The sequence below is a fragment of the Streptomyces massasporeus genome, from assembly GCF_014648995.1.
Taxonomy (GTDB): domain Bacteria; phylum Actinomycetota; class Actinomycetes; order Streptomycetales; family Streptomycetaceae; genus Streptomyces; species Streptomyces massasporeus.
The window spans coordinates 21027-34635 of record NZ_BMSE01000010.1 but is presented as its reverse complement, the minus strand read 5'-3'; the positions used below and the strand labels follow the sequence as shown (position 1 = coordinate 34635).

Annotated in this window: 14 protein-coding genes; 3 read left to right on the top strand and 11 right to left on the bottom strand. The window is 73.5% G+C overall.

Annotated features, from left to right (window positions below; all coding sequences use genetic code 11):
* Nucleotides 1-274: 274 nt before the first annotated feature.
* Entirely contained in the window at nt 275-1003 is a 729-nt protein-coding gene (locus IE153_RS22105; RefSeq protein WP_189591574.1) for a polysaccharide deacetylase family protein, read from the bottom strand.
* Entirely contained in the window at nt 1000-1881 is an 882-nt protein-coding gene (locus IE153_RS22100) for a polysaccharide deacetylase family protein (protein ID WP_229829109.1), read from the bottom strand. The genes IE153_RS22105 and IE153_RS22100 overlap by 4 nt, the downstream gene beginning before the upstream one ends.
* Nucleotides 1882-2056: 175 nt before the next feature.
* Between IE153_RS22100 and IE153_RS22095 the strand changes: the two genes are divergently transcribed.
* On the top strand, nt 2057-3220 hold the full coding sequence (locus IE153_RS22095; RefSeq protein ID WP_189591572.1) for a THUMP-like domain-containing protein: 1164 nt from the start codon (nt 2057-2059) through the stop codon (nt 3218-3220).
* 3 nt (nt 3221-3223) lie between these two features.
* Here IE153_RS22095 and IE153_RS22090 read toward each other — a convergent pair whose 3' ends face one another.
* The 4 genes from IE153_RS22090 to IE153_RS22075 form a co-directional block, all read right to left on the bottom strand.
* Nucleotides 3224-4429, bottom strand: a complete 1206-nt coding sequence (locus IE153_RS22090; protein WP_229829108.1) for an RNA polymerase sigma factor — start codon at nt 4427-4429, stop codon at nt 3224-3226.
* 350 nt (nt 4430-4779) lie between these two features.
* Nucleotides 4780-5136 carry a YciI family protein gene (locus IE153_RS22085; RefSeq protein ID WP_189591571.1) on the bottom strand — a complete coding sequence of 119 codons (357 nt, stop codon included), beginning with the start codon at nt 5134-5136 and terminating at the stop codon, nt 4780-4782.
* A 165-nt stretch (nt 5137-5301) separates the two neighbouring features.
* Complete coding sequence (locus IE153_RS22080; protein WP_189591570.1) at nt 5302-6351, bottom strand: LCP family protein; 1050 nt, start codon at nt 6349-6351, stop codon at nt 5302-5304.
* Nucleotides 6352-6651: 300 nt separating this feature from the next.
* Nucleotides 6652-7713, bottom strand: a complete 1062-nt coding sequence (locus IE153_RS22075) for a LacI family DNA-binding transcriptional regulator (protein ID WP_189591569.1) — start codon at nt 7711-7713, stop codon at nt 6652-6654.
* Between the two features lie 136 nt (nt 7714-7849).
* Here IE153_RS22075 and IE153_RS22070 point away from each other — a divergent pair, with 136 nt between their 5' ends.
* The gene (locus IE153_RS22070; RefSeq protein ID WP_189591568.1) at nt 7850-10150 is read left to right on the top strand and encodes a beta-xylosidase/alpha-l-arabinosidase; all 2301 of its coding nucleotides are present in this window, start codon (nt 7850-7852) and stop codon (nt 10148-10150) included.
* A gap of 18 nt (nt 10151-10168) precedes the next feature.
* Here the strand turns inward: IE153_RS22070 and IE153_RS22065 are convergent, their stop codons facing one another.
* From IE153_RS22065 to tsaB, 4 genes are read right to left on the bottom strand one after another with little or no spacing between them, the layout of a single operon-like run.
* Nucleotides 10169-10426 carry a hypothetical protein gene (locus tag IE153_RS22065; RefSeq protein ID WP_189591567.1) on the bottom strand — a complete coding sequence of 86 codons (258 nt, stop codon included), beginning with the start codon at nt 10424-10426 and terminating at the stop codon, nt 10169-10171.
* Nucleotides 10423-11514 (bottom strand): tRNA (adenosine(37)-N6)-threonylcarbamoyltransferase complex transferase subunit TsaD, encoded by a 1092-nt coding sequence (gene tsaD / locus IE153_RS22060; protein ID WP_189591566.1) that lies wholly within the window; start codon nt 11512-11514, stop codon nt 10423-10425. Before tsaD ends, IE153_RS22065 begins: the two co-directional genes overlap by 4 nt.
* Nucleotides 11507-12013: a ribosomal protein S18-alanine N-acetyltransferase gene (rimI, locus tag IE153_RS22055; RefSeq protein ID WP_229829107.1), complete on the bottom strand. Its 507-nt coding sequence runs from the start codon at nt 12011-12013 to the stop codon at nt 11507-11509. Before rimI ends, tsaD begins: the two co-directional genes overlap by 8 nt.
* The gene (gene tsaB / locus IE153_RS22050) at nt 12010-12663 is read right to left on the bottom strand and encodes a tRNA (adenosine(37)-N6)-threonylcarbamoyltransferase complex dimerization subunit type 1 TsaB (protein ID WP_189591565.1); all 654 of its coding nucleotides are present in this window, start codon (nt 12661-12663) and stop codon (nt 12010-12012) included. Before tsaB ends, rimI begins: the two co-directional genes overlap by 4 nt.
* Before the next feature lie 111 nt (nt 12664-12774).
* Between tsaB and IE153_RS22045 the strand changes: the two genes are divergently transcribed.
* Nucleotides 12775-13347 carry a hypothetical protein gene (locus tag IE153_RS22045; RefSeq protein WP_189591564.1) on the top strand — a complete coding sequence of 191 codons (573 nt, stop codon included), beginning with the start codon at nt 12775-12777 and terminating at the stop codon, nt 13345-13347.
* Nucleotides 13348-13368: 21 nt separating this feature from the next.
* Here the strand turns inward: IE153_RS22045 and IE153_RS22040 are convergent, their stop codons facing one another.
* Nucleotides 13369-13536 (bottom strand): hypothetical protein, encoded by a 168-nt coding sequence (locus IE153_RS22040; protein WP_189591563.1) that lies wholly within the window; start codon nt 13534-13536, stop codon nt 13369-13371.
* Nucleotides 13537-13609 lie beyond the last annotated feature (73 nt).

Here is a 13609-nt window from a genome sequence, read left to right as displayed (position 1 = left end):
CGCGGGTGCCGGACCTGCCCGTCGCTGTGTTGGCACTCTCCTAAGGGGAGTGCCAGAGCCGAGACTATGACTGCGATTAGCACTCGGTCAAGCGGACTGCTAATTGCCGACGGCGCGTCGGCCGGGTGTTCTCTCCGGCCGGTCCGTCAGGAGGTCCGCCAGGTGGCCCTGTCAGTGGTCGCCGGGAGGCCCGCCAGGTGGCCCTGTCAGTGGTCGCCGGGAGGTCCGTCAGGTGGCCCTGCCAGTGGTCCGCCAGGAGGTCCGTCGGGTGGCCCTACCGGTGGTCCTCCAGATGGTCCTCCAGCCGCCCCACCCGAAGCCCCTTCCGCCTGATCTCGCGCAGCAGCCGCACGGTCCGTTCCGTCAGGCTCGGCGACATCGTCTCGCCCGCCGGCACCGAGACGATGTCGCCTGGCCGCAGGCCCGGCTCGCCCCGGGTGTAGGTCAGTTCGCCGTCGGCGTTCAGGGACGCGCGCCACAGCACGACCGCCGTGATGCCGCAGTCGGCCGCCGCGCGCAGGGTCGTCCGGTCGTAGGTGCCGTAGGGCGGGCGGAAGAGGCGGGGGCTGATGCCGAAGCGGGAGCGGAGTTTGTGCTGCTGGCCGCAGATCTCGGCGCGCTGGCCGGCGTAGGGCAGGCCGCGCAGGGCGGGATGGTCGAGGGTGTGGTTCTGGATGGACGCGCCGACCGCGCGCAGCCGGGCGAAGTGGCCGTAGCCGGGGCCCACGACGCTGTCCGTGAGGAACATGCTGACGGGGAGGCGCCGTTCACGGACGAGGCCGACGAAGCGGGGGTCGCGCTCGGCGCCGTCGTCGTAGGTGAGGAAGACGACGGGTTCGCGGGTGGGGACGTGGTCCACGACGGGCGGCAGCCGGCGGGTGTCGCCCTCCGCGCGGGGCGGGTCCTGCGCCCGGCCGTCGGCGGTGCCCGGCCGCTCCCCCGCGCCCCCGGCGCAGCCGGCCAGCAGGACCGCGCACAGCAGGGCGGCGGCCGGCCGCCTCACAGGTAGTCCTCCAGCCGCCCGACCGCGTACCCCTGGGCCGTCACCTTGTTCAGGAAGCGGCGGATCATGTCGGCCATCGTGCCCTTCCACTGGTCGCGGCCCCGGAAGTGCGTGAGGACGATGTCGCCCCGGCGCAGCTTGCGGTCCCCCTCGCGGTACTCCCAGTGGTCGGCGAAGACCTCCGCGTTCCACAGGGGCGCGTACGCGATGCCGCAGGTCTTGGCGGCGCGCAGGGTCGCCCGGTCGTAACTGCCGTAGGGCGGGCGGAAGAGGGTGGGGCGCTCACCGAACCGCCGCTCCAGATAGCGCTGCATGCCGCAGATCTCGCGCTTCTGCGCCCGGTAGGACATGCCCCGCAGATTGGGGTGGTGGAGGGTGTGGTTGTTCAGGACCACACCCCTGGACTGCATCTTCCGGAAGTAGCGGGTGTCGTCCTTGACCAGGTAGCCGCTGAGGAAGGCGGTGTACGGGACGTCCAGGTCGCTCATCATCCGCAGGAACGCCGGGTCCTTCTCGGCGCCGTCGTCGATGGTGAGGAAGACGACCTTGTCCCGGGTGGGGACCCTGGTGAAGACGGGCGGCAGGTTCAGCTCCCGGTGGCCGCCCACCTCGAAGCCCTTGCGGGTCCTGATCCTCGGCTTCTGCGCGGGGGCCGGCGGGGCGGCCCGCGGGACCTTGCGCAGGCCCCAGCGGTGCGCGGCGGCGACCCGGGCGGCGTGCGCGGCGCGCAGCTTGGTGGCATAGGAGTCGAGCGCGCGGGCGGGGGGCGCGTCGAGGGGCTGCTGGCCACCCGCCGGGGTGACCTGGTCGCTGCCGCCGTCCTGCGCGCAGCCGGAGGCGATGGCGGCGAGGACGAGCACGGTGAGGCCGATCCGCACGCCGGCGGACCTCCGCCCCGATGCCCGGCTTTTGTCATTTTGTACGACTGCTCGCATGAGGCCGGATCCTCGCAGCGCCTCCCGTCGATCCCGGCCCGACACCGCGGCCGGCGCCCCACCATCCACCGACTGGCCCACACGCCACCCGCCCGCCGCCGTGGCCGACAATGATCCGGTGAACGACCTCGCTCCCCTCCTCACCCCCGAAGGCCGCGCCCTCCTCGACGAGGTGCGGGACACCGACCCGGCGCAGGAGCTGGCCGTCGCGACCCGGCTGCGCCGCGAGCACCCCGCCGAGCTGGTGTCGGCGGCGCTCGGGCAGGCGCGGCTGCGGCAGCGGGCGGTGGCGAAGTTCGGGGTGGAGGACGCGGGCCGGATGTTCTTCACGCCGAACGGGGTCGAGCAGTCGACCCGGGCGAGCGTGGCGGCCTACCGGGCCCGGCGGATGGCCGAGGCGGGCATCACCTCGGTCGCCGACCTGTGCTGCGGCATCGGCGGTGACGCGATCGCGCTGGCCCGCGCCGGGATCCGGGTGCTGGCCGTGGACCGGGACCCGCAGACAGCCGCGGCGGCCCGGGCGAACGCCGACGCGCTGGGCCTGTCCGGCCTCGTCGAGGTGCGCGAGGCGGATGTCACGGACGTGGACACGGCCGGTTTCGACGCCGTGTTCGTCGACCCCGCCCGGCGCGGCGGCCGCGGCCGGATCTTCGACCCCGAGGCCTACTCACCGCCCCTGTCCTGGGCGATCTCCGCGGCCCGCCGGGCCCCGCGCGGCGCCGCTCTGAAGGTCGCCCCCGGCATCCCGCACGAGGCGGTCCCCGAGGACGCCGAGGCCGAGTGGATCTCCGACGGCGGGGACGTCAAGGAGGCGGTGCTGTGGTTCGGCACCGAGCCGGGGGCGGTCCGGGCGACCCTCCTGCCGGGCCCCCGCACCCTGCTCTCCCGCGGCCTGCCCGACCCGCAGGTCCGCCCGCCCGGCCGCTACCTCTACGAGCCCGACGGCGCCGTCATCCGCGCCCACCTGGTCGCCGAGGTGGCCGACCAGGTGGGCGGCGGGCTGCTCGACGCGACCATCGCGTACGTCACGGCCGACGCCCTGCACCCGACCCCGTACGCCACCGCCTACGAGATCACCGACCATCTGCCCTTCAACGTCAAGAAGCTGAAGGCGCTGCTGAGGGAGCGCGGGGTCGGCATTCTCACCGTCAAGAAGCGGGGCTCGGCGGTCGAACCGGAGGAGCTCCGCAAGAAGGTCAAGCCGCAGGGGCCGCACGCGGCCACGGTGTTCCTGACCCGGGTCGCGGGGGCACCGGCGATGCTCATCGGGCACCCCGCCTGACCTTCAGGACCGCTCGGCCGCCCTCCGCAGCAGCAGGTCCCGCTCCCTCTCGTTCCGCGTGAGCGACGCCGCCCGTTCGAACTCCGCCCGGGCCTCGGCCGTACGGCCGAGGCGGGCCAGGAGGTCACCTCGGACGCTGGGCAGCAGGTGGTAGTCGCGCAGGGCGGGGTCGCCGGTCAGGGCGTCGACGAGGACGAGGGCCGCGGCCGGGCCCTCGGACATCGAGACGGCCACCGCGCGGTTGAGTTCCACGACCGGGGACGGGGAGCGGGCGGCCAGGAGGCCGTAGAGAGTGGCGATGCGGGACCAGTCGGTCTCCTCGTAGGTGTACGCGTGCGCGTGGCAGGCGGCGATGGCCGCCTGGAGGAGGTACGGACCCGGGGCGCCGGAGGAGGTGGCCTCGGCCCGGCCCAGTGCGGTGATGCCGCGGGCGATGAGCATGCGGTTCCAGCGGGAACGGTTCTGGTCCTTCAGCAGGACCGGCTCGCCGGAGGGGCCGGTGCGGGCGGCCGTGCGGGAGGCCTGGAGCTCCAGGAGCGCGGTGAGGCCGTGCACCTCGGGCTCCTTCGGCATGAGGGCCGAGAGCACCCGGGCCAGGCGCAGGGCGTCCTCGCACAGGGACGGGCGGAGCCAGTCGTCGCCGGCCGTGGCGGCATACCCCTCGTTGAAGATCAGGTAGATGACGTCGAGGACCGAGCCGAGGCGGGCCTCGCGGTGGGGGCCGTACGGCACCTCGAAGGCGACGTTCTTCGCCGCGAGGGTGCGCTTGGCGCGGACGATGCGCTGCGCGACCGTCGGCTCCGGGACCAGGAAGGCGCGGGCGATCTCGGTCGTGGTCAGGCCGCCGAGCAGGCGCAGGGTGAGGGCGGTGCGGGCCTCGGTGGAGAGCACCGGGTGGCAGGCGGTGAAGACCAGGCGGAGCAGGTCGTCGTCGATGTCGTCGGGGTCGACGGGCTCCTGAGGGGGAGCCGTCTCCGACAGGTCCCGGCCGATCTCCGCCAGCTTGCGGGCGTAGTTCTCCCGGCGCCGGACCAGGTCGACGGCCCGGTGGCGGGCGGTACTCATGAGCCAGGCGCCGGGGTTGTCGGGCACCCCGTCCCGCGGCCACTGCTCCAGTGCCGCCACCAGCGCGTCCTGCGCGAGTTCCTCGGCGATCCCGACGTCCCGGACGACCCGGGCGACACCGGCGATGATCCGGGGCGACTCCATACGGAAGACGGTCTCGATGACCTCGGCGGTGCGGTCGGGCCGGGGCGGTGGGGGTGGGGCGGGCTGCCCTGCCAGGGCCGGCTGTGGGTCCGGCGGCGGCTGCGGGGCCGGGGTGGGTGGGTCCGCAACCTGCCGCGGGGCCGGGGCCGGACGCGAGGCGGAGGGCTGGTGCGAAGCCGGGGCCGGCTGCGGATCCGACGGCGGCTGCGAGGCCGAGGAAGGCCCCGGCGCCGAGGCCGGCTGCGGCGCCGGGTCCGGCGGCTGCGGGGCCGGGGTGGGCTGCGGGGTCACAGCCCACCATCAGACACCCGTGGTGCCGCCCGGCCAAGCGGAACCGGCGCGCGGACCGGTCAGTCCTCGGCGATCTGCCGGACCTCGGCGGTGATCGTCCAGTAGTCCTCGTGCAGCGACAGGAACCGCTTGGTCCACTCGATCGCCTCGGCCTTGTCCTTGCACTGGCTGATCGAGTAGCCGCCGATGACCTCCTTGGACTCGGTGAACGGCCCGTCGGTGACGGAGAGCTGTCCGCCCTCCCAGGTCACCCGGCTGCCGTCCGCGGTCGGGGTGAGCCCGGCCGTGTCCAGCATGACCCCCGCCTTGGTGATCTCCTCCAGGAGCTTGCCCATCCGGTCCATGAGCTCGGGGCTCGGGCCCTCGGCGGGGGCGTTCTTCTCGTCGATGCGGATCAGGGTGAGAAAGCGCGGCACGGTGACTCCTCGGGGTCTTGGGGAGCGGGGCTCTTCCCCGCTCTCACCCCTGCGTCGATCGGGGGGACGACGGATCGACATGCTCGCCGGAAATTCTCGAAGATCTTTTCCGGGACGCGTCCGCGCAGGTCGGCGCATGTGAGTGCATGTCAGTGCGGGTGCGGGTCAGCGCAGCGACTCCCACAGCTTCCCCGCCTCGGGCTCCTCGGCCACCACCCGGTTGGGATCCGACGGGGCCTGCACCACGGGCATCATCACCGTCCGCACCCCGCTCGCCGGGAGGCCCTTCAGGCTCTGGGCGAGCCGGGTCAGTTCGGCGAGGGAGTCCAGGCCGGTGTCGGTGGTGAGGCCGGCGGTGACCGTGTCCGCGACGCGGTACAGCTTGGCCGGGTCGGTGAGCAGGTCCTGGGAGGCGATCTGCTCCAGCAGGGCCTTCACCAGCTTCTGCTGGAGGCCTATGCGGCCCAGGTCGCTGCCGTCGCCTATGCCGTGCCGGGTGCGGGCCAGCGCGAGCGCCTGAGTGCCGTCGAGGTGGTGGGTGCCCGCCTTGAGCCGCAGATGGCTGTCCTCGTCGGCGATGTCCTCGTCCGTGGTGACGGTGACACCGCCGAGCGCGTCGACCAGCTTGGCGAAGCCCGAGAAGTCGATCTCGAGGTAATGGTCCATGCGGACGTTCGTCATCTCCTCGACCGTCTTCACGGCGCAGACCGGTCCGCCGACCTCGTACGCGCTGTTGAACATCGAGTGGTGGGCGACCGACGTCGACCCCCCGGACGGGCGCGGGCAGGACGGGCGGGTGACCAGGGTGTCGCGCGGGATGCTCACCACCGTCGCACTGGTCCGCCCGGCGTCGAGGTGGACGACCATCGCCGTGTCGGAGCGGGCGCCGGAGCTGTCGCCGCCGCCGAGCCGGCGGTTCTCCTTGCCGCTGCGCGAGTCCGAGCCCAGGACCAGGATGTTGAGGGCCTCGCTCGGCAGGGCCGGGCCCGAGGGCGACGGTGTGGTCACCGGCTTCGGCGGCCGGTTGTCGCCCAGCGCGTTGTCGATGTCGACGCCTGTGATGTTGTCGCTGAGATGCCAGTAGGCCCAGCCCGCCGCTCCGGCGCCCAGCACCAGCGTCCCCGCCAGAGTGATGCCGGCGATCTTCAGTACTCTCGACCGCCGGCCCGCGTCCGTGCCCTCGTCCCCGTTGAGTCCCGTCACGGGCAGGAACATAAGTCCGAATTATTACGGGCAGGGAGCCCAGGGCGCCCTTTCTTCGGAAATTCTCAGATTTCAGGACCCGGAATCACCCCAGTGTCACCACCGGCACCGGATTGCTCCCGCTCCACGAGCCGTTGAACCCGAACGCCACCGAACCGCCGTCCGGTACCGAGCCGTTGATAGGGGGTGTCGGCGCAACTGAGCCCGATCTCAGGGATCTCACCGCGGGCGCCTCCGAAAGTTTCGGTGGTGCAACCGATTGGCTTCGGTGCAGTGTGGAGGCGTCCGGAACACCCGTCAATACAGCACCCGCTATTCCGCCGGCCCCGCCGTACTGCTGCGCACCACCAGACTCGTCGCCAGCTCCACCCTCGTCGCCGCCTCGGTCCCCTCGTCCCGCCCGAGGTCGAGGACCAGCTTGGCCGCGGCCTCGGCCATCTCCGTCAGCGGCTGCCGTACGGTCGTCAGCGGCGGCCCGACCCAGGGCGCCACCGGCAGATCGTCGAAGCCGACGACGCTCAGGTCCTCCGGGATGCGCAGCCCCAGCTCGCGCGCGGCCTCGTACAGCCCGAGCGCCTGGAGGTCGTTCCCGGCGAAGACGGCGGTCGGCCGGTCCGGGCGGCGCAGCAGTTCCAGGCCCCGCCGGTAGCCGGCCTCGTGGTGGAAGTCGCCGGTGGTGATCAGGGCGGGATCCACCGGCAGCCCGGCCGTCTCCAGCGCGGCCCGGTAGCCGTCGATCCGGGCCCGGCTGCACATCATCTGCGAGGGCCCGCTGATCGCGCCGATCCTGCGGTGCCCCAGCTCGACCAGATGCCGGGTGGCGGCGAGGCCGCCCTGCCAGTTGGTCGCGCCGATCGACGGCACGTCGGCGCCGGGGTCGCCGGCCGGGTCCATCACGACGAACGGGATGGAACGGCTGGTCAGCAGCGCCCGCTGTGACTCGTCGAGCCCGGACAGGACCAGGATCACGCCGTGCGGCCGGCGCGCGGCGACCTGGTCGGCCCAGGTCCGCCCGGGCGTGAGCCGCCCGGCGCTCTCGGACAGCACGACACTGAGCCCGGCGTCCCGGGCCACGTTCTCCACGCCCCGGATGACCTCCATCGCCCAGGCGCTCTCCAGCTCGTGGAAGACCAGGTCGATCAGGGGCGAGCGGGTCGCCTCGGCGCGGCGGCGCCGGTAGCCGTGGGCGCGCAGCAGGTCCTCGACGCGGGACCGGGTGGCCGGGGCGACGTCGGCCCGGCCGTTGAGGACCTTCGAAACAGTCGGCGCCGAGACGCCCGCCTCACGGGCGATCTCGGCGAGCGTCGCGGTCTGCGCGGTGCGCCCCTGCGTCCGGGTCTGCGTCCGGCTTTCAACGGGCTCCGGGGATGTCATGGCGGCGATCGTAACCCTGCGGGCCCCCTTGACGAAGTCCTCGCACCGCCATAGGTTCCCGGAACATTCGAAGTTCATAACGAAACATTCGTGAAACGTTCGTGAGAGGGCCGTCCGTCCACCCGACAGGAGCTTCATGACCACCGCGCCCTGGCGTGACCCCGCGCTGCCCGCCGCCGCCCGCGTCGACGACCTGCTCTCCCGGATGACCCTGGAGGAGAAGACCGCCCAGTTGTACGGCGTGTGGGTGGGCGCCGCGACGGACGGCGACGGAGTCGCTCCGCACCAGCACGACATGACCGTCGAGTACGACTGGGCCGAGCTGATCACCCACGGCCTCGGCCAGCTGACGCGCTCCTTCGGCACCGCCCCCGTGGACCCGGCCCTCGGCGCGCAGGCCCTGGCGCGTGCCCAGCGCCGTATCGCCGCGGCCGGCCGCTTCGGCATCCCGGCGATCGCGCACGAGGAGTGCCTGGCCGGCTTCACCGCCTGGCGGGCCACGGCCTATCCGGTCCCGCTGGCCTGGGGCGCGACCTGGGATCCGCCGCTGGTCGAGGAGATGGCCCGCCGTATCGGCGACGACCTGCGCTCGGCCGGTGTGCACCAGGGCCTCGCACCCGTGCTGGACGTCGTACGCGATCCGCGCTGGGGCCGCGTGGAGGAGACCATCGGCGAGGACCCGTACCTGGTCGCCACGGTCGGCACGGCTTATGTGCGGGGCCTGGAGTCGGCCGGGGTCGTCGCCACGCTCAAGCACTTCGCCGGGTACGCCTCCTCGGCCGGCGCCCGCAACCTCGCCCCCGTGCGGGCGGGGGTCCGCGAGTTCGCCGACGTCACCCTGCCGCCCTTCGAGATGGCCCTGCGCGAGGGCGGGGCCCGCTCGGTGATGGCCGCCTACACCGAGACGGACGGGGTCCCGGCCTCCGCGGACCCCGGGCTGCTGACCCGTCTCCTGCGCGAGGAGTGGGACTTCACCGGCACGGTCGTCGCCGACTACTTCGGCATCGGCTTCCTCCAGACCCTCCACCGGGTCGCCGGAACCCTCGCCGAGGCGGCCCGCGCGGCCCTCGCCGCCGGCATCGACGTCGAGCTGCCCACCGTCAAGTGCTACGGCCGGCCGCTGCTGGAGGCGGTCCGCTCGACCGAGGTCCCCGAGGAGCTCGTGGAACGCGCGGCCCGCCGCGTCCTGCTCCAGAAGTGTGAACTGGGCCTGCTGGACGAGGACTGGGCGCCCGAGCCGGCCACGGCGGTCGACCTCGACTCGACGGGCAACCGGATCCTGGCCCGCCGCCTGGCCGAGGAGTCGGTGGTCCTGCTCGACAACCCCGACGGCCTGCTCCCGCTGGCCCCCGACACCCGCATCGCGGTGGTCGGCCCCCGGGCGGCCGACGCCCTGGCCATGCTGGGCTGCTACTCGTTCCCGTCCCACGTCCTGCCCCACCACCCCGACGTGCCGGTCGGCATCGAGATCCCGACCGTCCTGGACGCCCTGCGCTCCGAACTTCCCGACGCCAAGGTGACGTTCGCGCAGGGCTGCGACGTGACCGACCCGGACACCAGGGGCTTCGAGGAGGCCATCGCCCGCACCGCCGAGGCGGACGTGTGCGTGGCGGTCCTCGGCGACCGGGCGGGCCTGTTCGGCCGGGGCACCTCGGGCGAGGGCTGCGACGCGACGGACCTCGGCCTGCCGGGCGCCCAGGGCGAGTTGCTGGACGCGCTGGTCGCCACCGGCGTCCCCGTGGTGCTGGTGCTGCTGACCGGCCGCCCCTACGCGCTGGGCCGCTGGCACGGCCGGCTGGGCGCGGTCGTCCAGGCCTTCTTCCCGGGCGAGGAGGGCGGCCCGGCGGTCGCGGGCGTCCTGGCGGGCCGGGTCAACCCCTCCGGCCGCCTGCCCGTCAGCGTCCCGCGGCTTCCCGGCGGGCAGCCCTGGACCTACCTCCAGCCGCCCCTGGGCCTGGCGGGCGAGGTCAGCAACCTCGACCCGACCCCGCTGTACGCCTTCGGCCACGGCCGCTCGTACTCGGCGTTCGCCTGGGAGGTGCCCGCCGCCACCGGGCCGGTCGAGATCGGCACGGACGGCTCGTACGAGGTGTCGGTGACCGTCCGCAACACCGGTGCTCGCGAGGCCGCGGAGGTGGTGCAGCTGTATCTGCACGACCCGGTGGCGTCCGTGACGCGCCCCGACATGCGGCTGATCGGCTACCAGCGCGTGACGGCGGCCCCGGGCGACGCGGCCCGGGTGACCTTCCGCTTCCACGCCGACCTGTCGTCCTTCACCGACCGCTCGGGCCGCCGGGTGGTCGAGCCGGGCGCCCTGGAGCTGAGGCTGGCGACGTCGAGCGCGGACGTACGGCACACCGCGCACCTCACCCTGACGGGCCCGGTCCGGGTGCTCGGCCCCGACCGGCGGCTGCGCTGCGAGACCGAGGTGTCCTAGGACCCGGGCCGGCCCCGGTCAGTTGCCGGTGACCGACTCGAACCGCCACCGGTGCACCGCCCGCGTGACCAGTTCCCCGTCCGGCTCGGGCAGTTCGGGCAGCTCGGCGTCGTAGGGCGCGTCCCACCAGGTGATGACGAGGACCCGGTCCTGCGGTGCCCGGAAGAACTCCCGGCGCAGGGGCTCGCGCGCGAGCTCCTGCGCCCGCGCCCAGGCGAGCAGGTCCGCACCCCGCCCGTCGGACGCCCGGGCCTCCCACATCAACGCGACCGTCACGAGTAGAGGTTCTCCTTGCTGACCTCGTGCACATGGTCGTGGTCGTGCCCGGGCACGTGCGGCTCGGTCACCGGCAGGGACGAGTCCGCCGACAGGTCCCAGGCCGACGCCGCCCGGTTCCGGGCGACCATCTCGGCGCCCAGGGCGGCGACCATCGCGCCGTTGTCCGTGCACAGCTTGGGCCGCGGCACGCGCAGCCGGATGCCGGCGGCCTCGCAGCGCTCCTGGGCGAGGACGCGCAGCCGGGAGTTGGCGGCCACGCCGCCGCCGATCATCAGGTGGTCAACGCCCTCGTCCTTGCAGGCCCGGACGGCCTTGCGGGTCAGCACGTCGACGACCGCCTCCTGGAAGGACGCCGCCACGTCCCGCACCGGCACCTCCTCCCCCGCCGCCCGCTTGGCCTCGATCCAGCGGGCCACGGCGGTCTTCAGCCCCGAGAAGGAGAAGTCGTAGGCCGGGTCGCGCGGGCCGGTCAGGCCCCGGGGGAAGGTGATCGCCTTCGGGTCGCCCTCCTTCGCGTACCGGTCGATGACCGGGCCGCCGGGGAAGCCCAGGTTCAGCACGCGGGCGATCTTGTCGAAGGCCTCGCCGGCCGCGTCGTCGATGGTGGCGCCCATCGGGCGGACGTCGGAGGTGATGTCCGAGGACAGCAGCAGCGAGGAGTGGCCGCCGGAGACCAGCAGGGCCATGGTCGGCTCGGGCAGCGCGCCGTGCTCCAGCTGGTCCACGCAGATGTGCGAGGCGAGGTGGTTGACGCCGTAGAGCGGCTTGCCGAGGGCGTAGGCGTAGGCCTTCGCCGCGGAGACGCCGACCAGCAGGGCACCGGCGAGGCCGGGACCGGCGGTGACGGCGATGCCGTCGAGGTCGCGGGCGGTGACGCCCGCCTCCTTCAGCGCGCGGTCGATGGTGGGGACCATCGCCTCCAGGTGGGCGCGGCTCGCGACCTCCGGGACGACGCCGCCGAAGCGGGCGTGCTCGTCGACGCTGGAGGCGACGGCGTCGGCCAGCAGGGTGGTGCCCCGGACGATGCCGACGCCGGTCTCGTCGCAGGAGGTCTCGATTCCCAGTACGAGGGGTTCGTCAGCCATTGATCTCGGTTCCTTGTACGGAGTTCTCGGGGGCGGTCAGGCGCATCACCAGGGCGTCCACGTTCCCGGGCTGGTAGTAGCCGCGCCGGAAACCGATGGGCTCGAAGCCGAAGCGCTCGTACAGCTTCTGTGCGCGGACGTTGTCGACCCGGCACTCCAGCATCACCTCGGCGCACTCGAAGGCGCCGGCCGCCCGCAGCAGTTCGGCCAGCAGCCGGGCGCCGAGGCCGGTGCCCCACAGCTCGCGGGAGACGGCGATGGTCTGGACGTCGCCCTGCTCGCCGGTGGCGACCAGACCGGCGTAGCCGACGATCCGGGAGGCGTCCTCGGCGACCACGTACCGCCGGTTGGCCCCGGGACCCCGCGCATGGGCCAGCTCGGACCAGAACATGCCCCGGGACCAGGCGTCCTCGGGGAACAGGTCCCGCTCCAGTTCCAGCACGGAGTCGATGTCCCACCAGCGCATCTCGCGCAGCGCACACGTCACGGGTTCGGTCACTTGGGGGTGACCACCTTGTAGTTCTTGGGGACCTGGGCGTCGGGGCGGCGCAGGTACAGCGGCCGGGGCGCAGGGAGTTCCTCGCCGGCCGCCAGCTTCTCGGCGGCCAGCCGGGCGAGGGCGGCGGCGGAGACGTGCTCCGGCTCGTGCGCCTTGGGGAAGGTGTCCGGGTACAGCAGCGCGCCCGCGCCGACCGCCGGCAGCCCCTCGACCTGCTCGGCGATGTCGGCGGGCCGGTCCACGGCCGGGTCGGTGACCCGGGTCCGGGAGTCGCTGTAGCGGGCCCAGTACACCTCCTTGCGGCGGGCGTCGGTCGCGACGACGAACGGGCCCTCCAGGTCGGCGGCGTAGGCGAGGCCGTCCAGCGTGCACACACCGTGCACGGGGACACCGAGCGCGAGCCCGAAGGTGTCCGCGGTCATCAGGCCGACGCGCAGCCCGGTGTACGGTCCCGGACCGATCCCGGCGACGATCCCCGTGACGGCGTCGATCCGCAGACCGGCCTCGGCGAGGACCCGGTCGATCGCCGGCAGCAGCAGTTCCCCGTGCCGCCGCGCGTCCACCTGACTCGAGGAGGCGATGACATCGCGTCCGTCGTGCAGCGCGACGGTGACGGCGGGCGTGGCGGTATCCAGAGCGAGCAAGAGCACGCAAACAGCCTACGGCTCTCCGGGGCCCGGCACGGCCGCACCTGTCGGGTCGTCACGTGCTGCTACCGTCACCTACCGTCACGACAGCGATACGACGTGAGGTGGACTCCGGTGTCAGCCAGCAGCTCGGGAATCGTGGCCGGGCTCACCGCCGCGGCCCTCGCGACGGTCGGCTACCTCGCCCATCAGGCGGCCGAGTCCCTCCCCGCCGGCCTGGGCAGAACGGCGCACGCGGGCGCCGCACCGGCGGCCGGCACATCGAAGGCGCCCCCGGTGAAGAAGGACCCCACGGCACTGCCCGGCGACTCGGGCAAGGGTGCCCGGGTCGTGTACTCGCTGCGCGGTGACCGGGTGTGGCTGGTCGCCGGGGACGAGGCGGTCAGCCGTACGTTCGAGGTCGAACCGAGCGCGGTGGACCCGGCGCCGGGCAGCTACTCGGTGACGTCCCGCTCGAACTCGGTCACCGGGTCCGACGGCGTCCCGGTGGAGCACGTGGTGCGCTTCGCGACGGTGGACGGCGTGGTGGTCGGCTTCAGCTCGGCCGTGGGGGGCCCGAGCGCCTCCCCCTCCGCCTCCGCCCCCGCCCCGAAGGCCCGCACGGGCGGCATCCGCGAGTCCCGCGCGGACGGCGACGCGATGTGGACGTTCGCGACGATCGGCCGCACGGTCGTGGTCGTCCGCTAGGACCGGTCGTCCGGGTCGTTCCTAGGCCGCTTCGCGGTGCTCGGGGACCCGTTCGGAGAACTCCGGGTCGGGAGCGCGCGGGGGCGTGGAGATCAACGCCGCCGCCTCGCCGGCCGCCAGCAGGTCGCGCATGGACACCCCGGCGACCGCGAACCGCTGCGGCTGCCCCTTGCTCTCTGTAGCCGACATGGACGCCTCCCGAAGGGCCGGGGCAAACGAAGTTAGGTACACCTAACTACGGACTGGATACCATGTGACCACG